This is a genomic window from Neisseria dentiae (assembly GCF_014055005.1).
Taxonomy (GTDB): domain Bacteria; phylum Pseudomonadota; class Gammaproteobacteria; order Burkholderiales; family Neisseriaceae; genus Neisseria; species Neisseria dentiae.
The window spans coordinates 871,583-895,891 of sequence record NZ_CP059570.1; the positions used below are offsets into that span (position 1 = coordinate 871,583).

18 protein-coding genes, 1 tRNA gene and 8 pseudogenes are annotated in these 24,309 nt (G+C 54.9%); 17 read left to right on the top strand and 10 right to left on the bottom strand.

Annotated features, from left to right (window positions below; translation table 11 throughout):
* The first annotated feature begins 320 nt into the window (after nt 1-320).
* Together H3L92_RS04100 and H3L92_RS04105 are read left to right on the top strand one after the other, a co-directional pair.
* Nucleotides 321-779: a DMT family transporter gene (locus H3L92_RS04100; RefSeq protein ID WP_085365550.1), complete on the top strand. Its 459-nt coding sequence runs from the start codon at nt 321-323 to the stop codon at nt 777-779.
* 54 nt (nt 780-833) lie between these two features.
* Nucleotides 834-1,583, top strand: a complete 750-nt coding sequence (locus H3L92_RS04105; RefSeq protein ID WP_085365551.1) for an ABC transporter permease — start codon at nt 834-836, stop codon at nt 1,581-1,583.
* A gap of 184 nt (nt 1,584-1,767) precedes the next feature.
* Here H3L92_RS04105 and H3L92_RS04110 read toward each other — a convergent pair whose 3' ends face one another.
* Nucleotides 1,768-3,171 carry an SLC13 family permease gene (locus H3L92_RS04110; RefSeq protein WP_085365552.1) on the bottom strand — a complete coding sequence of 468 codons (1,404 nt, stop codon included), beginning with the start codon at nt 3,169-3,171 and terminating at the stop codon, nt 1,768-1,770.
* A gap of 211 nt (nt 3,172-3,382) precedes the next feature.
* On the opposite strand from H3L92_RS04110, the gene H3L92_RS04115 reads away from it, so the two are divergent.
* Nucleotides 3,383-4,615 carry an MFS transporter gene (locus tag H3L92_RS04115; protein ID WP_085365553.1) on the top strand — a complete coding sequence of 411 codons (1,233 nt, stop codon included), beginning with the start codon at nt 3,383-3,385 and terminating at the stop codon, nt 4,613-4,615.
* Nucleotides 4,616-4,779: 164 nt separating this feature from the next.
* Here H3L92_RS04115 and H3L92_RS04120 read toward each other — a convergent pair whose 3' ends face one another.
* The gene (locus tag H3L92_RS04120) at nt 4,780-6,090 is read right to left on the bottom strand and encodes a replication-associated recombination protein A (RefSeq protein WP_085365554.1); all 1,311 of its coding nucleotides are present in this window, start codon (nt 6,088-6,090) and stop codon (nt 4,780-4,782) included.
* 216 nt (nt 6,091-6,306) lie between these two features.
* Between H3L92_RS04120 and H3L92_RS04125 the strand changes: the two genes are divergently transcribed.
* From H3L92_RS04125 to H3L92_RS04135, 3 genes are all read left to right on the top strand, one after another.
* Nucleotides 6,307-6,663: a hypothetical protein gene (locus H3L92_RS04125; protein ID WP_372338537.1), complete on the top strand. Its 357-nt coding sequence runs from the start codon at nt 6,307-6,309 to the stop codon at nt 6,661-6,663.
* A 90-nt stretch (nt 6,664-6,753) separates the two neighbouring features.
* Nucleotides 6,754-8,172, top strand: a complete 1,419-nt coding sequence (thrC, locus tag H3L92_RS04130; protein ID WP_085365556.1) for a threonine synthase — start codon at nt 6,754-6,756, stop codon at nt 8,170-8,172.
* 310 nt (nt 8,173-8,482) lie between these two features.
* Nucleotides 8,483-9,259: a ferredoxin--NADP reductase gene (locus H3L92_RS04135; RefSeq protein ID WP_085365557.1), complete on the top strand. Its 777-nt coding sequence runs from the start codon at nt 8,483-8,485 to the stop codon at nt 9,257-9,259.
* Here the strand turns inward: H3L92_RS04135 and H3L92_RS04140 are convergent.
* A pseudogene (locus tag H3L92_RS04140) lies at nt 9,226-10,089 on the bottom strand (integrase core domain-containing protein). The gene H3L92_RS04135 and the pseudogene H3L92_RS04140 overlap by 34 nt on opposite strands.
* A gap of 212 nt (nt 10,090-10,301) precedes the next feature.
* On the opposite strand from H3L92_RS04140, the pseudogene H3L92_RS13210 reads away from it, so the two are divergent.
* Nucleotides 10,302-10,399 (top strand): annotated as a pseudogene (locus H3L92_RS13210) (lipoprotein signal peptidase); the annotation flags it as partial.
* Nucleotides 10,400-10,438: 39 nt separating this feature from the next.
* Here H3L92_RS13210 and leuB read toward each other — a convergent pair.
* Together leuB and H3L92_RS13215 are read right to left on the bottom strand one after the other, a co-directional pair.
* Nucleotides 10,439-11,509, bottom strand: a complete 1,071-nt coding sequence (gene leuB, locus H3L92_RS04145) for a 3-isopropylmalate dehydrogenase (RefSeq protein WP_085366927.1) — start codon at nt 11,507-11,509, stop codon at nt 10,439-10,441.
* A gap of 112 nt (nt 11,510-11,621) precedes the next feature.
* Nucleotides 11,622-11,789: pseudogene (locus H3L92_RS13215) on the bottom strand (lipoprotein signal peptidase).
* 13 nt (nt 11,790-11,802) lie between these two features.
* Here H3L92_RS13215 and H3L92_RS04150 point away from each other — a divergent pair.
* The 7 genes and pseudogenes from H3L92_RS04150 to H3L92_RS04180 all read left to right on the top strand — a co-directional run.
* Nucleotides 11,803-12,582, top strand: coding sequence for a TrmH family RNA methyltransferase (locus H3L92_RS04150; protein WP_085366929.1), 780 nt, complete (start codon nt 11,803-11,805; stop codon nt 12,580-12,582).
* A gap of 76 nt (nt 12,583-12,658) precedes the next feature.
* Nucleotides 12,659-13,312 carry a YecA family protein gene (locus tag H3L92_RS04155; protein ID WP_085366926.1) on the top strand — a complete coding sequence of 218 codons (654 nt, stop codon included), beginning with the start codon at nt 12,659-12,661 and terminating at the stop codon, nt 13,310-13,312.
* A 184-nt stretch (nt 13,313-13,496) separates the two neighbouring features.
* A complete protein-coding gene (gene pgeF, locus H3L92_RS04160; protein ID WP_085366925.1) occupies nt 13,497-14,279 on the top strand; it encodes a peptidoglycan editing factor PgeF in 783 nt (260 codons plus the stop codon).
* Between the two features lie 388 nt (nt 14,280-14,667).
* Nucleotides 14,668-16,383 (top strand): proline--tRNA ligase, encoded by a 1,716-nt coding sequence (locus H3L92_RS04165; protein WP_085366928.1) that lies wholly within the window; start codon nt 14,668-14,670, stop codon nt 16,381-16,383.
* A gap of 377 nt (nt 16,384-16,760) precedes the next feature.
* Nucleotides 16,761-18,110: an aldehyde dehydrogenase family protein gene (locus H3L92_RS04170; protein ID WP_085366924.1), complete on the top strand. Its 1,350-nt coding sequence runs from the start codon at nt 16,761-16,763 to the stop codon at nt 18,108-18,110.
* A 1-nt stretch (nt 18,111) separates the two neighbouring features.
* A complete protein-coding gene (locus H3L92_RS04175) occupies nt 18,112-18,852 on the top strand; it encodes a toxin-antitoxin system YwqK family antitoxin (RefSeq protein WP_085366923.1) in 741 nt (246 codons plus the stop codon).
* A gap of 109 nt (nt 18,853-18,961) precedes the next feature.
* Nucleotides 18,962-19,407 (top strand): annotated as a pseudogene (locus H3L92_RS04180) (transposase); the annotation flags it as partial.
* Nucleotides 19,408-19,606: 199 nt separating this feature from the next.
* Here H3L92_RS04180 and H3L92_RS04185 read toward each other — a convergent pair.
* Nucleotides 19,607-20,052, bottom strand: a pseudogene (locus tag H3L92_RS04185) (transposase); the annotation flags it as partial.
* A gap of 122 nt (nt 20,053-20,174) precedes the next feature.
* Here H3L92_RS04185 and H3L92_RS04190 point away from each other — a divergent pair.
* Together H3L92_RS04190 and H3L92_RS13580 are read left to right on the top strand one after the other, a co-directional pair.
* Nucleotides 20,175-20,393: pseudogene (locus H3L92_RS04190) on the top strand (IS481 family transposase); the annotation flags it as partial.
* A gap of 49 nt (nt 20,394-20,442) precedes the next feature.
* Nucleotides 20,443-20,664 (top strand): annotated as a pseudogene (locus tag H3L92_RS13580) (IS1595 family transposase); the annotation flags it as partial.
* 30 nt (nt 20,665-20,694) lie between these two features.
* Here H3L92_RS13580 and H3L92_RS04195 read toward each other — a convergent pair.
* From H3L92_RS04195 to icd, 4 genes and pseudogenes are all read right to left on the bottom strand, one after another.
* Nucleotides 20,695-20,788, bottom strand: a tRNA-Ser gene (locus tag H3L92_RS04195).
* Nucleotides 20,789-20,924: 136 nt separating this feature from the next.
* A pseudogene (locus H3L92_RS04200) lies at nt 20,925-21,364 on the bottom strand (GNAT family N-acetyltransferase).
* A gap of 18 nt (nt 21,365-21,382) precedes the next feature.
* On the bottom strand, nt 21,383-22,153 hold the full coding sequence (tam, locus tag H3L92_RS04205; RefSeq protein ID WP_085366921.1) for a trans-aconitate 2-methyltransferase: 771 nt from the start codon (nt 22,151-22,153) through the stop codon (nt 21,383-21,385).
* 79 nt (nt 22,154-22,232) lie between these two features.
* Complete coding sequence (icd, locus tag H3L92_RS04210) at nt 22,233-23,471, bottom strand: NADP-dependent isocitrate dehydrogenase (protein ID WP_085366920.1); 1,239 nt, start codon at nt 23,469-23,471, stop codon at nt 22,233-22,235.
* A gap of 249 nt (nt 23,472-23,720) precedes the next feature.
* Between icd and H3L92_RS04215 the strand changes: the two genes are divergently transcribed.
* On the top strand, nt 23,721-24,281 hold the full coding sequence (locus H3L92_RS04215) for a pseudouridine synthase (protein WP_085366919.1): 561 nt from the start codon (nt 23,721-23,723) through the stop codon (nt 24,279-24,281).
* The last annotated feature ends 28 nt before the right edge of the window (nt 24,282-24,309 follow it).

Below are 24,309 nucleotides of genomic sequence, written 5' to 3' on the forward strand. Positions count from 1 at the left end.
GCGTAGTCGGCCGCGTTGCGGCGGTGTTTTTGTTTAAAAATCCGCTTCACAAGTTTTCTGACTACACGCCCTAATCTGAAACCTTTGAAAAATTTATTAAAGCCGTCTGAAAATTTAACCCGAATACACGGCTTCCGGTAACACTCGCCTGTCATTGCCGGGCTTGACCCGGCAATCCGGCACCGGATATTTCTGAAATATCCGCTTTTTATCTGAGTGGCAAATACTGGATTATCGGGTAAAGCCCGATAATGACGGCATAAAATATTTCAGACGGCCTTAATGAGTTTTGCAAAGCTCGGTTACAACATCGGAGTGTTATGTCGGTTTTTATTTTAATGGCCTTGGCCGCCGGTGCGGCTTTGGCTTCGCAGGCCGCAATTAACAGCCAATTGGCTAAAGGCTTGCTGATGCAGCCGTTGGTGGCCGCAATGATATCGTTTGCGGTAGGCACGGTTGTGCTGCTGGCTTTGTGTTTCTTGAAAGCGGATTTGGCAGGCGCGTGGCAGCAGATGCCGCAGCAGCCCGCATGGAAATATTTGGGCGGCGTGCTGGGTGCGGGGTTTGTGTTTACCACCGTGTTTCTCGCCCCCAAGCTCGGCATTACCAATATGCTGTTTTTCATTATTGTCGGCCAACTGCTCACGGCCGCAGTAATCGACCATTTCGGCTTAATCGGCATGGCTGTCAGGCCGGTGCAGGTGTGGCAGCTTTTAGGGTTGTTGGTGATGGCGGCAGGGTTGGTGCTGTTTTTCTTCGGCCGGCGGCTGTTTGGCTGAAAAGTCTGCCGTGCAGGCCGTCTGAACACATATCATTAGAAAAAAAGGAAAACCATGAAGTCAAACAACTATCTGCTCGGCGGCTTGGGGCTGCTGGCTTTGCTGGCCGTTTGGCAGGCCGGCGCCGTGCTGTTGGCGCAGAATATGCCGCTGGCCAACCTGCTCGCACCCGCGCCGGCGTTGGGCAATCTCGGCGTTCTGCTTTCAGACGGCCAGTTGTGGCCGCATATCTGGGCAAGTTTGCAGCGCGTGTTTGTGGGCTTGTTTTTCGCGCTGCTAATCGGCGTGCCGGTGGGGTTTGCATTGGGGCTGTCGCCTAAAACCGAGCAGGCCGCCAGCCCCGCTTTTCAGTTTCTGCGCATGATTTCGCCGCTTTCGTGGATGCCGGTGGTGGTGATGCTGTTCGGTATCGGCGATGCGCCGATTTATTTCCTGCTTGCCTTTGCAGCTGTGTGGCCGATTATCCTCAACACCGCATCGGGCGTGAAAAATATCAACAAACAGTGGCTGGAGCTGGGCCGCTCGCTTTCGGCCACCAAGGGCGAAATGCTGTTTAAAATCATGTTGCCCGCAGTAACCGGCGATATTCTGAACGGCCTGCGGCTGGCCATCGGCATCGTGTGGGTGGTGTTGGTGCCGTGCGAAATGCTGGGCGTAAACGAGGGGTTGGGTTATTTTATTCTCGATACCCGCGACCGTTTGGCTTATTCGGAGTTGATGGCCGCCATCGTGTTAATCGGCTTAATCGGCTGGGCGCTCGACAGCGGTTCGCGCAAACTGGGCAACTGGTGGAAGCACGGTTAGCGGCACCTGCCGGTCGGCTGCCCCTGATATCGGCGGGAATATGGCGGCTTACCGGCTTCAAGAATCCCGTTTGTGCAAAAGCACTTGATTTCGGGTTTGCACAGTAACAATACGGGGGTTTCAACAAAACAAACAGGCCGTCTGAAAACACTTCAGACGGCCTGTTCGTTATCACTTCAAGGGATTAAGCGTAGAACGCGTAGGCCCACAAAGCAACGAGGAATATACAGAGAATATTCAGCAGCAAACCCACGCGCATCATATCTTTCTGTTTCACCAACCCCGTGCCGAACACGATGGCGTTGGGCGGGGTGGCAACCGGCAGCATAAAGGCACAAGAGGCGCCGACGCCGATCACAAACACCATCACTTCTTTCGGCAGCCCCATCTGGGTGGCCACGCCGGCGAAAATCGGCACCAACAGCGCGGCAGAGGCGGTGTTGCTGGTGAATTCGGTTAAGAAGATGATGAAAGTGGCCACGATGAAAATCACAATCAGCGGATGGGCCAAAGCAAAAGTGGTGGCAACCTGTTGGCCGATGGCTTCGGAGGCGCCGGAAACCTGCATCAGGTTGCTCAGGCAGATGCCGCCGCCGAAGAGCATCAGCACGCCCCAGTCGGTGTTGCGGGCCACTTCTTTCCAGCGCGCCACGCCCAACACCACCACGGTAACGGCGGCAGTCAGCGCAACAACGGTGTCGGGGTTGGAAATGCCGAACACGTCTTTGATTTTAGAGCCGAATATCCACGCGGTGGCGGTGGCGATGAAAATCAGCATGGCCAGCACGCGGTGCAGCGTCCACGGAATATGTTCGGCTTTCACTTCCACGCGCTCACTCAGATTGGGGCGCAAAATGATGTAGAGCGAAAACAGCATCAGCGGCAGCATCAGCAGCATCATGGGCAAGCCCATTTTCATCCAGCCCATAAAGTCCAGGTCCAGCGCTTTGGCGGCGATGGCGTTGGGCGGCGAACCCACAATGGTGCCCAAACCGCCGATGCTGGCGCAGTAGGCGATGCCGAGCAGCACGAACACGAAGGTTTTGCGCTCTTTTTCTTTATCCAGGTGGTCCATCATGCCCATGGCCAGCGGCAGCATCATGGCGGCGGTGGCGGTGTTGCTGATCCACATCGATAAGAACGCGGTTACAACAAACAACATCAGCACCGCCACTTTCATATTGCCGCGCGAAAGCGAAATCAGCCACACAGCGATTTTGCGGTCGAGCCGCTGCATATGCAGGGCGGCGGCGAGTGCGAAGCCGCCGAAAAAGATATAGATAATCGGGTCGGAAAAGCTGCTCATGGCCTTTTTGATGTCCATGTCGGGAAAGCCCAACAACACGGCCAGCAGCGGCACCATCAGCGCGGTTACGGTGATGTGCACCGCTTCGGTAAACCACATAATCGCCACAAACACCAACACGGCAATGCCTTTGTTGGCGTTGGTGTCGTAGGGCAGGATATGGTAGATACCGAAGCTGACGATGGCTGCGATAATGGCGGTGAACAGGCCTTTGAAATCGGTTATCGGCGCCTGCGCGCTGAGCAACTCGATATTTTCGGGTCGGTTTTTATCAGGAGTCATGGTGTAGTTTCCTGTTTGTTGGAAAATCGGCGGCGGGTGCCTGCCGGGCGTTGAGATTGGAAGGGCAGTATAAGTGTAAGCCGATGTAGCTGTAAAGAATCTGTAAACAAACCTTTCCGGCAAAACGCCGGCGCCCTTGCTTTTTCAGACGGCCTTCGCTATAACCGCCCTTATTTCGCAATATTGCGGCGGCAGACAGAAAGTGTAAAGCATGGATTCAACCCAATCTCATCCGCACACCCTGCGTTATTTGTGGCTGCTGGTTTTGGCGGCGGCTTCGGTGCTGATGATTACCATGGGCATCAGGATGTCGCTGGGGCTGTTTGTGCAGCCCATGGTGCGCGATACCGCTTTGAGCATCACCGGCATCAGCTTTGCGATGGCGGTAACGCAGCTGATGTGGGGCGTATCGCAGCCGCTGACCGGCGCGCTCGCCGACCGCTTCGGCGCGTGGCCGGTGATTTTTTGGGGAACGCTGCTGCTGGCTGCCGGTTGCGCGCTGGTGCCGTGGCTGCCCACCACTTGGGGGCTGACTTTAACGGTGGGCGTGATGGTTGCGTTTGGAGCCGGGGCGGGCAGTTTTTCGATTTTGATGAGCCAAGTGGCCAACAAAGTGCCGCCGCAGATGCGCGGCACGGCTTCGGGCATTGTGAACGCGGGCGGATCGTTCGGGCAGTTTCTGTTCGCACCGATAGTGCAGGGGCTGATTTTTCTGCCTGCCGCAGGCTGGCGCGGCGCGATGTATGCGCTGGCGGCCATCAGCCTGCTGGTGATTCCCGTTTCGCGCTGGCTCACGCGCGGCGATGCCGAGGTTGCGGTTCAGACGGCTGCTGCGGCAAGCGGCGGCCAAACCTTAAAACAGGCTTTGGCGCAGTCGTTTAAAGACCGCAGTTATATCCTGCTGCACTTGGGCTTTTTCACCTGCGGTTTTCATATCGCCTTTCTGGTTACGCACCTGCCTTCCGAAGTGGCGCTGTGCGGCCTGCCGCCCGCCGTGGCTTCGTGGTCGTTGGCGATTATCGGCCTTGCCAACGTTGTCGGCAGCCTGATGGTGGGGTGGGCGGTCGGCCGCTGGCGCAGCAAATATCTGCTGTTTTGGATGTATGCCTCGCGCGCGCTGCTGATTGCGGCATATCTGGCCATGCCGCGCACCGATGTAACGTTTTACCTGTTCGCCGCAGGGCTGGGGTTAACATGGCTGGCCACCGTACCACCCACCGCCGCCATCGTCGGCAAACTCTTCGGCGTGCGCTATTTGGCCACTTTGTTCGGCTTAACCCTGTTGTCGCACCAAATCGGCGGCTTTTTCGGCGCCTATCTGGGCGGCTGGGCCATCACGGCATTCGGTGATTACGGCTGGATGTGGTATGCCGACATGGCGCTGGCCGCTGCGGCAGCGTTATTGAACCTGCCGATTCGCGAAAGCAAAGTACAGCGTGCATAGCAATAAGCGGTTGTGCCGGATAAACTGAAATTTAAATTATTGGCATATAAAGGCTTCAGGCCGTCTGAAAATATTATTTCAGACGGCCTGAAGCCTTTGAAAGCCTTATCGTTTTTTAAACACTTGAATCATATTCGGCTTCGAATGCCGACCGGATTCCAACATCACTGCCCACTGCCTGCCTCGTCATCAAGCTGTTTGAGCCAGGCGAGTTTTTCGCCGATTTTGATTTCGAGGCCGCGCGGCACGGGTTGGTAGAAATCTGGCTCGGCCAGGCCGTCGGGCATATAGCTTTCGCCTGCGGCATAGGCGTGCGGCTCGTCGTGGGCGTAGCGGTATTCGCGGCCGTAGCCCAGCTCTTTCATCATTTTGGTGGGGGCGTTGCGCAGATGCACGGGTACTTCGTCGCTGGCGTTGTTTTTCACGAAATCGCGCATTTGGTTGTAGGCCGTGTAGCCGGCGTTGGATTTGGCGGCGGCGGCCAGATAGAGCACGGCCTGCGCCAGCGCGAGTTCGCCTTCGGGCGAACCCAAGCGCTCATAAGTGGCGGCGGCTTCGTTGGCAATCTGCATGGCGCGCGGGTCGGCCAGGCCGATATCTTCCCAAGCCATGCGCACGATGCGGCGGGCGAGGTAGCGCGGGTCGGTGCCGCCGTCGAGCATACGGCAAAACCAATACAGCGCGGCGTTGGGGTGGGAGCCGCGCACGGATTTGTGCAGGGCGGAAATCTGGTTGTAAAAGCTCTCGCCGCCTTTGTCGAAGCGGCGGATTTGCGCGCCCAGGCTTTCGGCGAGAAACTCGGGAGTGAGTTCGTTCAGGCGGCGGGTGGCGGCGGCGCGCAGCAGTTGTTCCAACAGATTCAGCAGCCGGCGCGCGTCGCCGTCGGCGGTGTTGCACAACAGTTCGCGGGCTTCATCGTTTATGGCAAAGCCTCGGTAATCGGGCAGGGCGAGCACTTTATCAATCAGTTGCTGCAAATCCTGCGCCGAGAGCGGCTGCAACACATACACCTGCGCGCGGCTTAACAGGGCGGGGTTGACTTCGAACGAAGGGTTTTCGGTGGTGGCGCCGATAAAGGTAAGCAGGCCACTTTCCACATGGGGCAGAAACGCATCCTGCTGGGCTTTGTTGAAGCGGTGCACTTCGTCGACAAACAAAATCGTTGCGCGCCCCTGTTGCAGAGCGGTTTCGGCTTTCAGAATGGCTTCGCGGATGTCTTTCACGCCCGAAAACACGGCAGACACGGGCAGAAACTGGGCATTGAAACTCTGCGCCAGAATTCGCGCCAGCGTGGTTTTGCCCACGCCCGGCGGCCCCCACAGCAGCATGGAATGCGGCTTGCCGCCTTCCACCGCCACCCGCAGCGGCTTGCCTTCGCCGATTAAGTGCTGCTGGCCGATAACGTCGTCGAGCGAGTGCGGGCGCAGGCGTTCGGCGAGCGGGGCGTCGGGCTGGCGGGAGAACAGGTCTAGCATGGCGGTTTCCGTTGCGAAGTTTCCCCGCATTATAACGTGTAAGCAGCAGCCCGATGCGGTACAATAACACCTGTTTTGTTTCAGACGGCCTTCGGATGATGAAAACCGAACGCAGAAGATATTCCCCCCAATGTTTTGCAATGGGCAGTTTCGCCCCGGAGTGTGGGAAAATCAACGGCCGGATAAGAATTTTTACCACTTGTTTGAAAAAGGGAAATCATGAAAAAAATCATTGCACTGCCGTTTGCCTTACTGCTCGCCGCCTGCACCGCCGGCGGCAATATGAACAGCGGTTTGGGCGTAGGCAACTCTTTGATAACGGCGGCGGTGGACAGCCAATGCCGCGCCGAACTGAACAAACGCAACGAATGGCGCATGATCGCGCTGGCGATGACGGCCGAAAAGCAGCAGGAATGGGAAGACAAAATCTGCGGCTGCGCCAGCGAAGAAGCCCCCAACCAGATGACCGCCAACGAAATGGTGCAGATCGTCAACCCCGCCACCCGCACGCAGGCCGTGGCCTCGGTAACCGCCAAAACCGTAACCGCCTGCATGAAACGTTTATACCGTTAACCTTTTCAGACGGCCTGTTTATATGCAGCAGGCCGTCTGAAAACATTTGATGCCGTTTGGCGTTTACCCGATTATTTAAGAAACCGAACCATGAAATATATCAGCACCCGCGGAGCCACCGCACCCAAACCGTTCAGCGAAGTATTATTGATGGGGCTTGCGCCCGACGGCGGCCTGATGCTGCCCGAACACTACCCGCAAATCGACGGGGCGACCCTGCAAAAATGGCGCGGCCTGAGCTATCCCGAACTGGCGTTTGAAATCATGAGCCTGTTTGTTACCGATATTCCCGCCGCCGACTTGCGCGATATCGTCAACCGCACCTACACCGCCGAAACTTTCGGCAGCGCCGAAATCACGCCCGTGCGCACACTTTCGGACGGCATCAAAATCCAAGCGCTTTCCAACGGCCCCACGCTGGCGTTTAAAGACATGGCCATGCAGTTTTTGGGCAACGCGTTTGAATACGTGCTGGCCAAAGAAGGCAAACAGCTCAACATTCTCGGCGCCACCAGCGGCGACACCGGCTCCGCCGCCGAATACGCCCTGCGCGGCAAAAAAGGCGTTAATGTGTTCATGCTCTCGCCAAACGGCAAAATGAGCAGCTTCCAGCGCGCGCAGATGTTCAGCCTGCAAGACGGAAACATCCACAACATCGCCGTTGACGGCATGTTCGACGACTGCCAAGACATCGTAAAAGCCGTGCAAAACGATGCCGGCTTCAAAGCGCAATACCACATCGGCACCGTCAACTCCATCAACTGGGGGCGCATCGTGGCGCAAGTGGTGTATTACTTCGCCGGCTATTTCAAAGCCACCGAAAACAACGCGCAAAAAGTGAGCTTCTGCGTGCCCAGCGGTAACTTCGGCAACATCTGCGCCGGCCACATCGCCCGCCAAATGGGCCTGCCCATCCGCCGCCTGATTGTCGCCACCAACGAAAACGACGTGCTCGACGAATTTTTCAAAACCGGCGCCTACCGCCCGCGCACCGCCGAACACACCCACGTTACCTCCAGCCCCTCGATGGACATTTCCAAAGCCTCCAACTTCGAGCGTTTCGTGTTCGACCTGATGGGCAGAAACGCAGCGGAAATCCAAACATTATGGGCAGAAGTCGGCAGCGGCAAAGGTTTCGACTTGGCGGCGAAACTGCAAGAAGCGCACGAAAAATACGGCTTTGTCTCCGGTAAAAGCAGCCACCGCGACCGCTTGGAGACCATCGCCGAAGTTTACCGCACCGACGGCGAATTAATCGACCCGCACACCGCCGACGGCGTGAAAGTGGCGCGCGAAGTACGCGAAGCGGGCGAAACCATCGTCTGCCTCGAAACCGCCCTGGCTGCCAAATTTGAAGACACCATACACGAAGCCGTAGGCCGCGTAGCCGTGCCGCGCCCAGCCGCGCTTGCAGGCTTGGAGCAGCTGCCCCAGCGCGTAACCGTGGTGCCCAATGATGCGCAGGCGGTGAAAAACATTATCCGCACAACCTTGGATCAGGCCGTCTGAAAAACGCCCTGCCGGGCAAACATTGTGATGAGAAATGTTTTTGTTTAGAATGCCGTATTTTTAATCAAACAGAGACCTTTGCAAAACCCCCAGATATGGATGCAGTTCAAGGCGTAGCAGCGCAGCGAGCGCAGACATAACATAGAGTTAGGCAAGCGAGCGAGCAGTACCCTAAAGGGCATAAACACACAACGAAGAAGTGCGCCGCAGATGGGGGGTTGCATAGGTCTCAAACAATGATTTTTCAGACGGCCTTGAGGCCGTCTGAAACCGTATTTCATTTTTATCGTTCTCAAAAGAAAGTATCCGAATGGCAGCGTTCAACACCCAAACCGTTCTTTCCGTACACCATTGGACGGATTCCTACTTTACCTTCACTTGCACCCGCGACGATTCGCTGCGTTTTGAAAACGGCCAGTTCGTGATGGTGGGCCTGATGGTGGACGGCAAACCGCTGATGCGCGCATACAGCGTGGCCAGCGCCAACTGGGAAGAACACCTCGAATTCTTCAGCATCAAAGTGCCCGACGGCCCCTTGACCAGCCGCCTGCAACACCTGAAAGTGGGCGACGAAGTGTTGGTGAGCAAAAAGCCCACCGGCACCCTGATCTGCGGCGACCTGAACCCCGGCAAAAACCTCTACCTGCTCTCTACCGGCACCGGCATCGCCCCGTTTTTGAGCATCACCAAAGACCCGGAAGTTTACGACCAGTTTGAAAAAGTGATTCTGGTGCACGGCGTGCGCTACAAAAAAGATTTGGCTTATTACGACCGCTTCACCAAAGAGCTGCCCGAACACGAATACCTGGGCGAGCTGGTCAAAGAAAAACTGATTTACTACCCCGTGGTATCGCGCGAAGAATACCCGCACCGCGGCCACATCACCGACTTAATGAAAAGCGGCAAAATGTTCGCAGACATCGGCCTGCCGATGATGAACCCCGAACACGACCGCGCCATGCTGTGCGGCAGCCCCGCCATGCTGAAAGACATCAGCGCAGTGCTGGACGAATTCGGCATGAAAGTTTCGCCGAAAATGGGCCAACGCGGCGATTATCTGATCGAACGCGCATTTGTGGACCAATAATCCGTGTAGGAAATGATCGGGTTGTTTACACAACAGGTTGGGAATGAAGCCTGTAAAACCTCAAAAAGGGGGGTCGCCTTTCAGGCTCTTGTGGGGCTTGACGGTGTTATAAAAGTTAACAAAACGACATAACTCTTTTTGCCGGAGCGCCGAATCCTTAAACGGATGCTTGTCATGCCACATTTCCATTAAGGTACGGATAACCCGCTCGGCTTTACCATTGGTTTGCGGCCGGGCAACACGGGTGAATTTTTGGCTTATGTTGTTTTGCACACAGGCAATGCCAAACGGGTGCTCCGCATTGCCACGATTTCCACACCGTTGTCGGAATAGGCGCATTCGATGGTATAGGGACAACAATCTATCACATCGCGCAAAAGAAATTTGGCTGCGCTGGCTGCTGTACGGTCCGGCAATATTGCAGCATACAGCTCGCGGGAAAAATCATCAATGGCAACAAACAGATAATCCCGAGGGTCGGTTGCTTTTTGGTTTTGTAGCAAAGGCAGCCGTTTGGTATCGAAATGAACCATTTCGCCGGGATAGGATTGGTTGTAACGCTTTGCCTGTTTTTTGAGTTTCTCTTCGATTTCCCGCTCAACTTTAGCCAGGCGTTTCATGCCGTATTTGGCTTGTTTAAAGCGGTTGTTGGTGCTTTTTTGCGGGGTGAGCAGCCGCAACCGGGCTGCTTTGAGTATGCGGTAAATCGTTACTCTGCTGACACGGTATTGTTGTGCCAACGAAGTTACACTGATTTTGTCTTGTGTATAAGCGCGCCAAATGGCCTGGCGGTTATGCGGGGTTAGCCGGGTATTTTTATGGATGTTCATGCAGTATTGTCTTTACAAATACTGTAAACAACGCTAGCTTTTCCTACATGTTATCTCTGTTGAAACAAAAAGATGCCCGGGTCAAGCCCGGGCATGACGCAGAGATTTGAAGATGTTGAAAGGAATTTTGCAAAGCTTACAGGCCGTCTGAAAAAGTTTTTCAGACGGCCTGTTATTTTGTATTGTATCTAAACAATAATTGATTTACCGAGATCTTTGCAAAACCCCATCTGCGGCGCATTTCTGCGTTGTGTGCTGCTCGCTCGCTTGCCTATCGTGTGATATGTCTGCACTCGCTGCGCTGCTACGCCCACATCCGGGGGGGGCAGAGGTATCTTGCCGTATCAACTTACAACGCCGCCAGCACGGCATCGCCCATTTCGGAGCAGGAAACCAAACGCGTGCCTTCTTCGTAGATGTCGCCGGTGCGGCAGCCTTGTTCCAACACTTTCTGCACGGCCTGTTCGATTTGCTGCGCGCGTGCTTCGTCGTTCAGGCTGTAGCGCACCAGCATGGCGAGCGACAGAATCGTGGCCAGCGGGTTGGCTTTGTTTTGGCCGGCGATGTCGGGCGCGGAGCCGTGCGAAGGTTCGTATAAACCTTTGCCGGTTTCGTTGAGGGAGGCCGAGGGCAGCATACCGATGGAGCCGGTGAGCATCGAGGCTTGGTCGGAAAGAATGTCGCCGAAAATATTGCCGGTGGCGATCACGTCGAACTGTTTGGGCGCGCGCACGAGCTGCATGGCGGCGTTATCGACATACATATGGCTTAATTCCACGTCGGGGTAGTCTTTGGCGGTTTGGTTGAAAATCTCTTTCCACAGCTCGGTGGTTTCCAAAACGTTGGCTTTATCCACCGAACACAGTTTCTTGCCACGTTTCTGTGCGGCTTCAAAGGCGACTTTGGCGATGCGGCGGATTTCGCCCTCGCTGTATTTCATGGTGTTGAAACCTTCGCGCTCGCCGTTTTCCAGCGTGCGGATGCCGCGCGGTTCGCCGAAATAAATGTCGCCGGTGAGTTCGCGCACAATCAGAATATCCAAACCGGCCACCACTTCGGGTTTCAGGGTGGAGGCGTTGGCCAGTTCTTTATAAAGAATGGCGGGGCGCAGGTTGGCAAACAGGTTCAGGTCTTTGCGGATGGCCAACAGGCCGCGCTCGGGGCGCAGCGGCCGGTCGAGGTTGTCGTATTGCGGGCCGCCCACCGCGCCCAGCAGCACCGCATCGGCGGCGCGGCACAGGTTTTGGGTGAATTCGGGGTAGGGGTGGCCGTATTCGTCGTAGCCTGCGCCGCCGATGGGGGCGTATTGGTATTGCACGTCGAGGCCGTCTGAAATCAGTTTGTCTAGCACGCGCACGGCTTGGGCGGTGATTTCGGAGCCGATGCCGTCGCCGGGCAGAATGACGATTTGTTTGCTCATTTCGGGTTTCCTTTGTCGATCGGTTAGCTGAACGGGCCTGATTGTACCGTTTTTCATTGGAAAGATGTTGCCGTTCGCAAGGTTTTCAGACGGCCTTTGTGCCGATAAACCCTCATGCCGTCTGAAAAACATTATGAGGCCTTTGCAAAACCGTCAGATGTGGATGCAGTTCAAGGCGTAGCAGCGCAGCGAGCGCAGACATAACATGAAGTTAGGCAAGCGAGCGAGCAGCGCACAACGCAGAAATGCGCCGCAGATGGCGGTTTTGCAAAGGTCTCATTATAATGCCGCTTATGAAACAGATTACCTCCGCCCGCAACGAACAGCTCAAACACGCGGCAAAACTGCTTGCGCACGGCAAAACCCGCCGCGAACACGGCCAAACCGTGATCGAAGGCGTGCATCTTTTACAGGTTTATTTGCAGGCGGGCGGGGAGCCGCTTCAGGTTTATGTGCCTGAAAACAAACGGCATCTGAGCGAAGTGGCGGCGTTGCTGGCGCAGCTGCCCGAAAACCGGATTACGCTGGCATCGGCGGGCGTGCTCTCGAAAATCAGCGGGCTTGCCGAAGCCGAAGAAGTGCTGGCGTTAATCGAAATTCCCGCATCCGGCGCATTGCCGCAGCAGGGCGACTGCGTGGTGCTCGACCGCGTGCAAGACCCGGGCAACGTCGGCACCATCATGCGCAGCGCGGCGGCGGCCGGCGTGAAGCAGCTGGTTTTGGGCAAAGACTGCGCCGATGTGTGGTCGCCGAAAGTTTTGCGCGCCGGCATGGGGGCGCACTTTCTGCTGAATGTGTTTGACCGCGCCGATTTGGCGCAATGGTGCGCGGGCTACGCCGGCAACGTTTGGGCAACCGCTTTATCCGAAACAAACGAGCGCAACCTTTACGGCATGGATTTAACCCTCCCCGCCGCCTGGGTGTTCGGCAACGAAGGCAGCGGCGTGAACGCGGAATTGCTGGCGCGCGTAACCGGCTGTGTGAAAATACCCATGGCGGGGCAAACCGAATCGCTCAACGTGGCGATGGCGGCAACAGTGTGTTTGTTTGAGCAGATGCGCCAACGGCTTTAGTTATATTTTTCAGACGGCCTGCCCGCCGAAGAAAGGCCGTCTGAACAACCGGACCACCCACAAGGAATACTTGATAATGTTTGACGAATCTTCACAACAACGGCTCGCACAGCTGCTCGACCCCAAAGCGGAAACCGGCGCCACCATGCGCTGCGACGAAGTGCAGGCGTATATGTTGGCGCTGTTAACCGGCCCCGACGAGCTGAACACCGGCGAATGGCTGCCCGAAGTGATGGGCGGCGAACACCTTTTCACCCCGGCCGAAGAGCAGGAAATCGAATCGCTGGTGCTGGAGATGGTGCTCGATATGCGCATGAAGCTCGACGGCAGAATGCTGCCCGACTTATGGCTGTATGACGACGAAGCGGGCAACCCCGATTTCCACACCTGGTGCAACGCTTATCTGTATGCGCTCGACGTGGTGCCCACCGACTGGTTCGAGGCCGCCAACGACGAAGAATTCGAAGATTTGTTCTACCCCATCATGGCCTTGGGCGGCATCTACGACGAAGACGAAAACGGCGAAATGGTGCTGCACTTAACCAACCGCGAGTTAACCCAGCTCGAATCGGAGCTGCCCCATGTGCTGCTGGATATTTACTACTACTGGCAGAGCGTGAAAAACAAACCGCAAACCGTGCGCCGCGAAGGTGCCAAAATAGGCCGCAACGACCCCTGCCCGTGCGGCAGCGGCAAAAAATACAAAACCTGCTGCGGCAAAGAGCAGTAAACATCAGGCCGAGACTTTTGCAAAAATCCGTTTTAATGCTGAATTTATTTATATTTCGTCATACTCGGGTCAAGCCCGAGTATGACGTAAGTGTTTTAAGGTGTCGGAAAGAATTTTACAAAGGCCTCAGGCCGTCTGAAAACATTTCAGACGGCCCAACCCACCACCAAGCGGACTTTCATTAATGAACCGATTCGATTTAAACGCCGCCATCGGCATCAACCGCAGCGATGCCCCGTTTTTCCAAGCCGAATGGCCGGCGCCCGCCAATGTGAAAACCCTGATCACCACCCGCAACAGCGGCGTAAGCGAAGGCATATACCGCAGCCTGAACGTGGGCGCGCATGTGGGCGACAACCCTGATCATGTGCAGAAAAACCGCGAAATAGTCGGGCGGCAAACCGGCGTACCGGTGGTGTATCTCAACCAAATCCACAGCACTGTTGTGGTCAACGCCGCCGACCATATCGGAGGCTCACCGCCCGATGCCGATGCCTCGTTCGACACCACCGGCACCGCCGCCTGCGCCAGCATGACCGCCGACTGCCTGCCCGTGCTGTTTTGCGACCGCGCAGGCACGGTGGTGGCCGCCGCACATGCAGGCTGGCGCGGCCTGGCAGGCGGCGTGCTGCAAAACACCATTGCCGCCATGAACGTGCCGCCCGTTGAAATCATGGCCTATCTCGGCCCCGCCATCGGCCCCGAAGCCTTCGAGGTGGGGCAGGATGTTTACGACGCTTTCTGCGCGCAAAACCCCGCCGCCGGCCAAGCCTTCGAACCGATCGGCGGCGGTAAATACCTGGCCGATATTTACCGCCTTGCCCGCCTGGTGTTGCAAAACGAAGGCGTGGGCATGGTTTACGGCGGCAACCGCTGCACCGTGCTGGAGCGCGACACCTTCTTCTCTTACCGCCGCGACGGCCAAACCGGCCGCATGGTCAGCGTAATCTGGCTGGAAAAACGGTAGTTTTAAAAGCGCGGATATTTCAATAACAGGCCGAGACCTTTGCAAAAATACCTTAAAGCCGTCTGAAATGCTTAAATCCCGTCATTCCCGCGTAGGCGGGAATCCAGATAGAAATATTGAAGCATTGATTAAACAAATACTTGGATGCCAAGCGTCTGGATTCCCGCCTACGCGGGAATGACGGAGTTCGGATTTTTTAGATAGCAATTTGAATTTTGCAAAGGTCTTAGGCCGTCTGAAAAGGTTGTTCGCTTTCAGACGGCTTTAAGGTATTTTTGCAAAGGTTTCAGCCCTGCGGTTTAACGCGAAAAACCGCCGAATGCCTGCCGAAAACGCAGGCATTGCGGTACAATGCCGCTTTCTTTATCCAACCAACTGCCGAAACATCATGAAAGCCAGCCGATTTTTCATTTCCACCTTAAAAGAAGCCCCCGCCGAAGCCGTGTTGCCCAGCCACCAATTGATGATACGCGCCGGTCTGATTAAAGCCGCCGCTTCGGGTTTGTATACTTGGATGCCGATGGGCTTGCGCGTTTTGCGCAAAGTGGAAAACATCGTGCGCGAAGAAATGAACCGCGCCGGCAGCGTAGAATTGCTGATGCCCGTGGTGCAGCCCGCCGAATTGTGGCAGGAATCCGGCCGCTGGGAGTTTTACGGCAAAGAGCTGCTGCGCATCAAAGACCGCCACGAGCGCGATTTCTGCATGGGGCCGACCTGCGAAGAAGTGATTACCGACATCGTGCGCAAAGAAATCACCAGCTATAAGCAACTGCCGAAAAACTTCTACCACATCCAAACCAAATTCCGCGACGAAGTCCGCCCCCGTTTCGGCGTGATGCGCGCGCGCGAATTCGTGATGAAAGATGCCTATTCGTTCCACACCGATTACGAATCGCTGGTTAACGACGGCTACCAGCCCATGTATGATGCCTATTGCCGTATTTTCGACCGCCTGGGCCTGAACTACCGCCCCGTTGCCGCCGACACCGGCAGCATCGGCGGCACCGGCTCGCACGAATTCCAAGTGCTGGCCGAAAGCGGTGAAGACGTGATTGCCTACAGCGACGCTTCCGATTACGCCGCCAACGTGGAGCTGGCACAAACCCTGCCGCAAACGGGCGAACGCGCCGCCGCCGCAGAAACCCTCACCAAAGTGCACACGCCCAACGTGAAAACCATCGCCGCATTGGTGGAATTTTTGAATATCCCCATTGAGCGCACGCTGAAATCCATCGTAGTGGAAGGCGAAGAAGAGGGCGAACTCGTGCTGCTGCTGTTGCGCGGCGATCATGAGTTTAACGACATCAAAGCCGAAAAACTGCCTGCCGTGAAATCCCCGTTAACCATGGCCGCGCCCGAAGCCATTCAGACGGCCTTCGGTGCCAACGGCGGCTCGCTCGGCCCCGTCGGTTTCAAAGGTAAAGTCTATGCCGACTATGCCTGCGAAAAACTGGCCGACACCATTATCGGCGCGAACGAAGACGACTACCACTACACCGGCTTCAACTTCGGCCGCGACTGCCCCGAGCCGGAATTTGTCGATTTGCGCAACGTGGTGGAAGGCGACCCCAGCCCCTGCGGACAAGGCCGTCTGAAACTGGCGCGCGGTATCGAAGTCGGCCATGTATTCCAATTGCGCGACAAATACTCCCAAGCCATGAACGCCGGCTTTCTCGACAACAACGGCAAAGCGCAAATCATGGAAATGGGCTGCTACGGCATCGGCATCACCCGCATCGTGGCCGCCGCCATCGAGCAGAACCACGACGAACGCGGCATCATCTGGACCGACGCGATGGCGCCGTTCCAAGTGGTGATCGTGCCGATGAACTATAAAAAATCCGACGCCGTGAAAGAAGCCGCCGATTATCTTTACGCCGAACTGCTGGCGCAAGGCACCGACGTATTGCTCGACGACCGCGACGAGCGCGCCGGCGTATTGCTTAACGATTCCGAGCTGCTCGGCATTCCCCACCGCATCGTTATCGGCGACCGCGGCCTGAAGGAAGGCACCGTCGAATACGCCCGCCGCACCGACGGCGAAGCGCAAAGCGTAGCGGTGAAAGAAGCCGCCGCCAAAGTGTTGGCTGCGCTGAACGCCTGATAACACCGTTGTTTAAAGCTAGGCCGTCTGAATATTTTCAGACGGCCTAGATTCTATGTCAATGCACAGCGGCACCATCGCGGGCAAACTTATAGTGGCTTGAGTTGCTTCGATACAAGGCAGCACAAGCACTGCGCCCGGGCGCGGCAGCGCCGTCGCGAAAGTTAAATTAATCCGCTATTTCTGCCTGCATTATATGGTTTTGAAAGTAACCAAATCGCCGGTTGTATCCGCAAAACACCGTTAAAACACATTTTCCGGGCCGTTGCGGAAAATGCCTTTAAAATACGAAGTCCACCACTATAATATATAATACCAACAGGCTGCGCAGCGGCAATATAACGCATGGGCGCAGCAGCATTTTTCCGGAGCAAACCGTGTTTCGCAGCACACATATCCTCAGTGGCAAAACCCTATACGAACGATCCGCCCAGCCTATGGAAGAGTTCGAATACGAGTTGCGCCGCCTACAGCACCGCCAGCGCGAATTCGCCGCCTTAATGGTAACCGAACGCACGGCGCTGTTGCAGGATTTTGCCGACAAACTGGCCGCCAACCGCGACCGCCTGGCCGTGATGATTTGCGAAGAAGTCGGCCGCTGCCTGCGCGAATGCGAGGCCGAGTTAGACAAATCGGTAGAGCTTGTCCGCTATTACGCCCATCTCGCCCCCGAGCTGCTGGCGCACAAAACGATTGCCACGCAAGCCACCTTGAGCCAGGTGCGTTTCGAGCCTTTGGGCATCGTGCTGGCCGTAATGCCGTGGAACTATCCCATTTGGCAGGTGTTGCGCTTTGCCGTTCCCGCCCTGTGCGCCGGCAACGGCTGCATGGTCAAACCCGCCTCCAGCGTCGGCAGGGTAACCGAAGCGCTGTTTGAACTGGTGGGCAAAGATCTGCCGCTGGATGTGGCCTGGCTGGCTGAACCTGATGTGCGCCATGCCGTTGCCCGCACCGATGCGCTGGCCTTTACCGGCTCCACCGACATCGGCCGCCGTTTGGCCGCACAAGCCGGCCTGTATATGAAAAAAACCGTATTGGAGCTGGGCGGCAGCAACGCATTTATCGTGATGAACGATGCGGATTTGGCGCAAGCCGCAAAAGATGCCTGCTATTCGCGTTTCCGCGATGCAGGGCAATCGTGCAATGCAGCCAAACGCATCATCGTTACCGAGGCGGTGGCCGACGAATTTATCCCGCTGTTTCTCGAAGAATGCGCCAAATTGAAAATCGGCGATCCGATGGATCCGCAAACCACATTGGCGCCGCTGCACCGCCGCGATTTGCGCGAAAAAATCCACTGCCAAGTGCTTGATGCGCTGGTAAACGGCGCCAGCGTTTTATGCGGCGGCCAAATTCCCGAGTGCACCGAAAAAGGCTGGTTTTACCCGGCAACCGTGCTGGATCATGTCAACCACAACTGCCGCGTATATCACGAAGAAGTTTTCGGCCCTGTGGCCGTTATTCTGCGCGCTTTAGGCGAAGAACACGCCATTGCGCTGGCAAACGACACCCCTTTCGGGCTTGGCGCCAGCATTTATGCGAAAGACACCGCCAAAGCATGGCAGTTTGCATCCAAGCTGCAAACCGGCGCGGTTTACATCAACCGGCACACCAGCAGCGACTTGCGCCTGCCGTTCGGCGGCGTCAAAGCCTCGGGCTACGGCAGGGAATTATCCGAATTCGGCTTATATGAATTTGTAAACGTGAAATCTTACTGGCAAAAATGATATGAAACGGTTTTGGCATACAGGATTAACGGCATTGGCGTTAGCGGGCGTTCCGCTGGCCGTATCGGCGCAAATGCACGAAATTTATTTCAACCAACAAGGGCAGCTTACCGCCACCATGTCGGCGGTAGCCTATGTGCGCCAATACGAAATCAAAGACGGCACGGCGCAGGCGCAGGATTTTTATTACCCGTCGATGAAAAAATATTCCGATCCCTACCAAGTGCCAGCCTCGCAAATCAAAATATTCGTGCCCACCCTCAATAACGGCACGCTGACCCTTTGGCATTTCAACGGTCGGAAAAAAATGAGCGGTGCCTATAAAAACGGCAAGCCCGACGGCGTTTGGACCAATTGGTATCCCAACGGCAAAAAATCAGCCGTGATGCCGTATGTGGCAGGCAAAAGCGAAGGCACAGGCGCACGCTATTACCGCAACGGCAATAAAGAGAGCGAAATCCAATTTAAAAACAACAAGGCCAACGGCTTTTGGAAACAATGGTATGCCAGCGGCAAACCAAAAACCGAAATGATGATGCAGGACGATAAACCCGTTAACATCGTAAGCTGGAACGAAGACGGCCTGCTGCTTTCGGAAATCACGTTAGACGACGGCCGCCGTAACGGAATTATGCTCGACTGGCATCCGAACGGGGCGAAAAAATCAGAAGCAGTTTACCAAGACGGCAGCCTGGTTAAAAAAACCGTTTGGGATGAAGACGGTTATGTGCTTTCTGAATAATCTTTGAAAACATAAAAATTGATTAAAATAAGGGGTTTAGGAAGAAAAATTCATTTTAAAGGAGGGGCTTAGGAAGCAAAATCAGCAAAAATGATGATAAGCTTCTGATATGCCTATTAAAAACAAGTACCAAAAGTTCAGTAAAATTACCGAGCCCAAATTCCGTCAGATCCTGCGGCTTTTCGCCTTCAATTTGGACCACTTCCGATACCGCCAAACTGACAGAAATCAGTGCCAGAAGCATCAACAAGCCTGTACCTGAAATTGTGCCGGCGCTTAACTGACGAATACAAACAGCACACGCCTTTCTGCGGCACCGTAGAATTAGACGAATCCTATTTCGGTGCAAAGCGCATCCGAGGTAAACTCGGGCGCGGAGCGGGCGGTAAAACCATCGCTTTCGGCATCCTCAAACGAGGCGACAAAGTCTATACCGAAATCGTGCCGGATACTTCGAAAGCTACACTGCAAAAGGTTATCAGAGGCCGTATCATGGTCGAGAGTATGATCAATATCGATGGCTGGCGGGACTATCATGGATTGGTCGACATGGGTTGAGACCTTTGCAAAAATACCCTGAGTGCCGTCTGAAATGCTTAAATTCCGTCATTCCCGCGTAGGCGGGAATCCAGCCTTTAAACCATAAAGTATTTTATTTCAATAGCTTACGAAAAAACGACTGGATTCCCGCCTACGCGGGAATGACGATAATCTGATGTTTCAGACGGCCTAAATGAATTTTGCAAAGGTCTCAACCCATGTCGACCAATCCATGATAGTCCCGCCAGCCATCGATATTGATCATACTCTCGACCATGATACGGCCTCTGATAACCTTTTGCAGTGTAGCTTTCGAAGTATCCGGCACGATTTCGGTATAGACTTTGTCGCCTCGTTTGAGGATGCCGAAAGCGATGGTTTTACCGCCCGCTCCGCGCCCGAGTTTACCTCGGATGCGCTTTGCACCGAAATAGGATTCGTCTAATTCTACGGTGCCGCAGAAAGGCGTGTGCTGTTTGTATTCGTCAGTTAAGCGCCGGCACAATTTCAGGTACAGGCTTGTTGATGCTTCTGGCACTGATTTCTGTCAGTTTGGCGGTATCGGAAGTGGTCCAAATTGAAGGCGAAAAGCCGCAGGATCTGACGGAATTTGGGCTCGGTAATTTTACTGAACTTTTGGTACTTGTTTTTAATAGGCATATCAGAAGCTTATCATCATTTTTGCTGATTTTGCTTCCTAAGCTCCTTCTCAAAAAAAACCAAATGGGCATTCAAGTAAAAAAATGAAAGTGTAAACAACGCTAGATTTTGCTACACACACCAAAGTAACCGATCAGCGGAATTATCTGTTTGTTGCCATTGACGATTTTTCGCACGAATTGTATGTAGTCATTTTTTCTGACCGTATCGCAATCAGTGCAGCCAAGCTTCTGCTGCGCGATATGGTTGACTGCTGTCCGTATACGATAGAGTGCGTTTATTCCGACAATGGAGCTGAGTACAAAGGTAGTGTCAACCATTCGTTCGGCATCGTCTGTCATGCGAAACCCTGTTGTGTAAACAACGCGGCTATTTCCAACATATAATATGCCAAATGTCAGCGAATTTGCCTATTTTCGTATCAATCGCAGTATGAGTTTTGCAGACAGGCCAAACCATATTAATGGGATTGAGAACTTTGGACGCCAGGCGAAATATCATTTGTGTAAATTGAACGGCATTCTCGAGAGTCTATTTCGAGTTGCATTTGAAGAAGAATGAGTGGTGCTTTAACCAAATGAAATAAATTCCCAATTAGGTGTTTTAAAATAACTGGGTAAGAGAGAGTTGAGCCTAATTGTTTGGCGGAGTAGGAGGGATTCGAACCCTCGATCCAGGTTTTAGCCCAGATGCACCCTTAGCAGGGGTGTGCCTTCAGCCTCTCAGCCACTACTCCGTAAAGAAGCGTGAACTATAAACAAGTCTGTTTGGGGTGTCAAGCAGGTTGGTGGTTTTTAGGCCGTCTGAAAATTAAGTTTTTGAATTTCATTTAAATTCATTTTAATTGGGCTTTGGCCGTGTTGCAGCCGGCTTTATTTAAGCTCAGTATGGCCGGATAGAGCCTGTTTCATCACGCTCACGGTTTCGCCATTATACGGCCGTTTTTCAATTTCGCGCCAGCCGTGGCGGGCGTATAAAGGCTGCATATCCGGCGTGTAGAGATACAGTTCGCGAATGCCGGTTTGCCGCGGTATTCGGGCAGCACAAACACATCGCCCAGCCAGTATTCGTATTGCGGCAGCGAAGCGATGTCATGGCGTTTCAGGGCCGCGCTGCCGAGCAGGGCGCCGCTTGGGCCGACTGCTACGAATGCTTGCGGCAAATCGTTGCCGCGCAGGCATTTTTGATAGTAGGCACGGATTTTTTCAAGCGACGACCACGGGGCGAAGCCGTGCCACTCGGCGAACAGAGCGTTTGCCAGCGGCTCGATATGTTGGGGGTAGCGAGATAAAGGGAAAACAGCAGCGGTCATGGTTTTTAAATGAAAAGATTATATTTTTTCGGCCACGATAAACAAACGCGGAAACGGCAGCAGCACGCAGCCATCAGCCTGAACGGGATAGGCTTGGTGCAGGGCGTCGGTGTAGTCTGCTAAAAAATATTGTTGGTCGTGTGGCTCGAGCAGGTTTAGAAACGGCCGCAGGGCGGTGGATTGAAACCATTCGGTGATGTGTTTCACGCTCGGCATAACATGGTAATAGGTGGTGCGCCAGATATCGGCACGGCAGCCGGAACGGGTGAGGATATCGTAATAGGCGGAAACATCGGGTAGGGCATCGCGGTTTTGCAGGGCAGCCATGGCTTGCCGCCAACGGGGTTGGGCGGCGGTTTCGCGCATCAGGCGGTGTGCGGGTTCTTCCAAGTTGTCGGGCATTTGCACGGCCAGCACGCCGTTCGGGGCAAGTTGCGCTAAGAGCCTGGGCAGCAGGCGTTCGTGGTTGCCCGTCCATTGCAGCGAGGCGTTGGCGAAGATAAGGTCGGGCGGGGCATCGGCTTGCCACCGGATAAGGTCGGCTTCGACAAAGCGGCATTGGGGCAGGCGTTGCTGTGCTGCGGCTATCATGGCGGGCGAGTTGTCGATGCCGCAGATATCGGCCTGCGGCCATGTTTGCAGCAGCAAGTCGGTGCTGTTGCCTGATCCGCAACCCAAATCTGCGGCACGGCGTACGGGGCGGTTGGCAATGCGTGCCAGCAGTTCGGCGGCCGGGCGGGTGCGCTCGGCTTCGAAGCGGCGGTAGAGTTCGGGGTTCCAATCGGCCATTGGCGTTTCCTTTATGTGGCGTGATTGTGAAAGAAAAAGCCGTGCAGAAAATGCTGCACGGCTTTTTCAGACGGCTTGATTACATGCGTTCGATCATGGCTTTGCCGAAAGCGGAGCAGGATACTTCGTTGGCACCGTCCATCAGGCGGGCGAAGTCGTAGGTAACCTGTTTGTCGCCGATGGCTTTTTCCATGGATTCGATAACCAAATCGGCGGCTTCTTTCCAGCCCAGATGGCGCAGCATCATTTCGGCAGACAGAATCAGCGAACCGGGGTTCACTTTATCTTGGCCGGCGTATTTCGGCGCGGTGCCGTGGGTGGCTTCGAATACGGCGTATTGGTCGGAAATATTGGCGCCCGGGGCGATACCGATGCCGCCTACTTGGGCTGCCAGCGCGTCGGAGATGTAGTCGCCGTTGAGGTTGAGGGTGGCGATTACGTCGTATTCTGCGGGGCGCAATACGATTTGTTGCAGGAAGGCGTCGGCAATGGCGTCTTTAACGATGATTTCTTTGCCGGTTTTCGGGTTTTTGAATTTGCACCACGGGCCGCCGTCGATCAGCTCGGCGCCGAATTCTTTTTGAGCCAGCTCGTAGCCCCAGTCGCGGAAGCCGCCTTCGGTAAACTTCATGATGTTGCCTTTGTGTACCAAAGTTACGCTGTCGCGGTCGTTGTCGATGGCGTATTGGATGGCGGCGCGCACCAGGCGGGTGGTGCCTTCTTTAGATACGGGCTTGATGCCGATGCCTGAAGTGGCGGGGAAGCGGATTTTTTTCACGCCCATTTCGTTTTGCAGGAAAGCGATCACTTTTTTAGCGGCTTCGCTTTCGGCTTCCCATTCGATACCGGCATAAATATCTTCGGTGTTTTCACGGAAAATCACCATATCGGTTTTGCTCGGGTCTTTCAGCGGAGAAGGCACGCCGTTGAAATAGCGCACGGGGCGCACGCATTGGTATAAATCCAGCTCTTGGCGCAGCGCCACGTTGAGCGAGCGGATGCCGCCGCCTACGGGGGTGGTCATCGGGCCTTTGATGGATACGGAATATTCTTTCAGGGCTTCCAGCGTTTCTTCGGGCAGCCATACGTTGTCGCCGTAAACACGGGTGGCTTTCTCGCCGGCATAAACTTCCATCCAGTGGATTTTTTTCTCGCCACCATAAGCCTTGGCTACGGCCGCATCGATTACGTTAATCATAACGGGGGTGATGTCTACGCCGATGCCGTCGCCTTCGATGAAGGGGATAATCGGGTTGTTGGGAATGGCTTGGCCGGGAACGATTTTCTGGCCTTCGGCGGGTACTTTGATATGACTCATGGTGTCTCCTGTTTTTTACGGGTTTTTTTCTTGACGGTTTTGTTTTGAGACATTGCGCTTGCGGTTTGGCGGAGCATAGCAGGCACAATGCCTCGGAAGCCTACGGAAATATAAACGGTTCCGCACACATAATGCTTGGGAATTATGCTTGATTTTTGCTTCTTGTGCTAGTGGCTGTTAACAATTGGTTTCGGATAAGGCACGGCAGCGGGTAGAATAAGGTTGCAGACAAATACGGTGCCGACAATCATGAAAAACCTGATAGCCTTTAACAAACCCTACGGCGTAATCTGCCAGTTTTCGCCGCACGAAACACATAAGAGCCTGAAAGATTATATTGATGCGCCGGGTTTTTACCCCGCAGGGCGTTTAGACACCGACAGCGAAGGCTTATTGCTGTTAACCGATAACGGCCGTCTGCAGGCGCAGATTGCCGAACCTAAGCACGGCAAAGAAAAAACCTACTGGGCACAGGTGGAAGGCAGCCCCGACGAAGCCCGGCTCGATATGCTGCAGAAAGGAATAGATTTGGGCGGGTTCGTTACCCGTCCTGCCAAAGTCAGGATTTTGCAGCCTGAAGAAACCGCCCGTTTGTGGCCGCGCAACCCGCCCGTGCGCGAACGCAAAACCGTGCCTGATTTCTGGCTTGAAATCACCATCAGCGAAGGCAAAAACCGCCAAGTGCGGCGGATGACGGCTAAAGCGGGTTATCCCTGTCTGCGTTTGGTGCGGGTGGCCGTGGGGCGGCTGAACCTGTTCGAGCTGGGCATAGAGCAGGGCGTTTGGGCGTTTTGCAAAACTATGCCTTGAATGTTTTTCAGACGGCCTCCGGCACATA

What these genes read in the sequence shown, in the direction of transcription:
- H3L92_RS04100 (WP_085365550.1), top strand. Translation starts at nt 321, where the DNA reads ATGTCGGTTTTTATTTTAATGGCCTTGGCCGCCGGTGCGGCTTTGGCT.
- H3L92_RS04105 (WP_085365551.1), top strand. Translation starts at nt 834, where the DNA reads ATGAAGTCAAACAACTATCTGCTCGGCGGCTTGGGGCTGCTGGCTTTG.
- H3L92_RS04110 (WP_085365552.1), bottom strand. Translation starts at nt 3,171, where the DNA reads ATGACTCCTGATAAAAACCGACCCGAAAATATCGAGTTGCTCAGCGCG.
- H3L92_RS04115 (WP_085365553.1), top strand. Translation starts at nt 3,383, where the DNA reads ATGGATTCAACCCAATCTCATCCGCACACCCTGCGTTATTTGTGGCTG.
- H3L92_RS04120 (WP_085365554.1), bottom strand. Translation starts at nt 6,090, where the DNA reads ATGCTAGACCTGTTCTCCCGCCAGCCCGACGCCCCGCTCGCCGAACGC.
- thrC (WP_085365556.1), top strand. Translation starts at nt 6,754, where the DNA reads ATGAAATATATCAGCACCCGCGGAGCCACCGCACCCAAACCGTTCAGC.
- H3L92_RS04135 (WP_085365557.1), top strand. Translation starts at nt 8,483, where the DNA reads ATGGCAGCGTTCAACACCCAAACCGTTCTTTCCGTACACCATTGGACG.
- leuB (WP_085366927.1), bottom strand. Translation starts at nt 11,509, where the DNA reads ATGAGCAAACAAATCGTCATTCTGCCCGGCGACGGCATCGGCTCCGAA.
- H3L92_RS04150 (WP_085366929.1), top strand. Translation starts at nt 11,803, where the DNA reads ATGAAACAGATTACCTCCGCCCGCAACGAACAGCTCAAACACGCGGCA.
- H3L92_RS04155 (WP_085366926.1), top strand. Translation starts at nt 12,659, where the DNA reads ATGTTTGACGAATCTTCACAACAACGGCTCGCACAGCTGCTCGACCCC.
- pgeF (WP_085366925.1), top strand. Translation starts at nt 13,497, where the DNA reads ATGAACCGATTCGATTTAAACGCCGCCATCGGCATCAACCGCAGCGAT.
- H3L92_RS04165 (WP_085366928.1), top strand. Translation starts at nt 14,668, where the DNA reads ATGAAAGCCAGCCGATTTTTCATTTCCACCTTAAAAGAAGCCCCCGCC.
- H3L92_RS04175 (WP_085366923.1), top strand. Translation starts at nt 18,112, where the DNA reads ATGAAACGGTTTTGGCATACAGGATTAACGGCATTGGCGTTAGCGGGC.
- tam (WP_085366921.1), bottom strand. Translation starts at nt 22,153, where the DNA reads ATGGCCGATTGGAACCCCGAACTCTACCGCCGCTTCGAAGCCGAGCGC.
- icd (WP_085366920.1), bottom strand. Translation starts at nt 23,471, where the DNA reads ATGAGTCATATCAAAGTACCCGCCGAAGGCCAGAAAATCGTTCCCGGC.
- H3L92_RS04215 (WP_085366919.1), top strand. Translation starts at nt 23,721, where the DNA reads ATGAAAAACCTGATAGCCTTTAACAAACCCTACGGCGTAATCTGCCAG.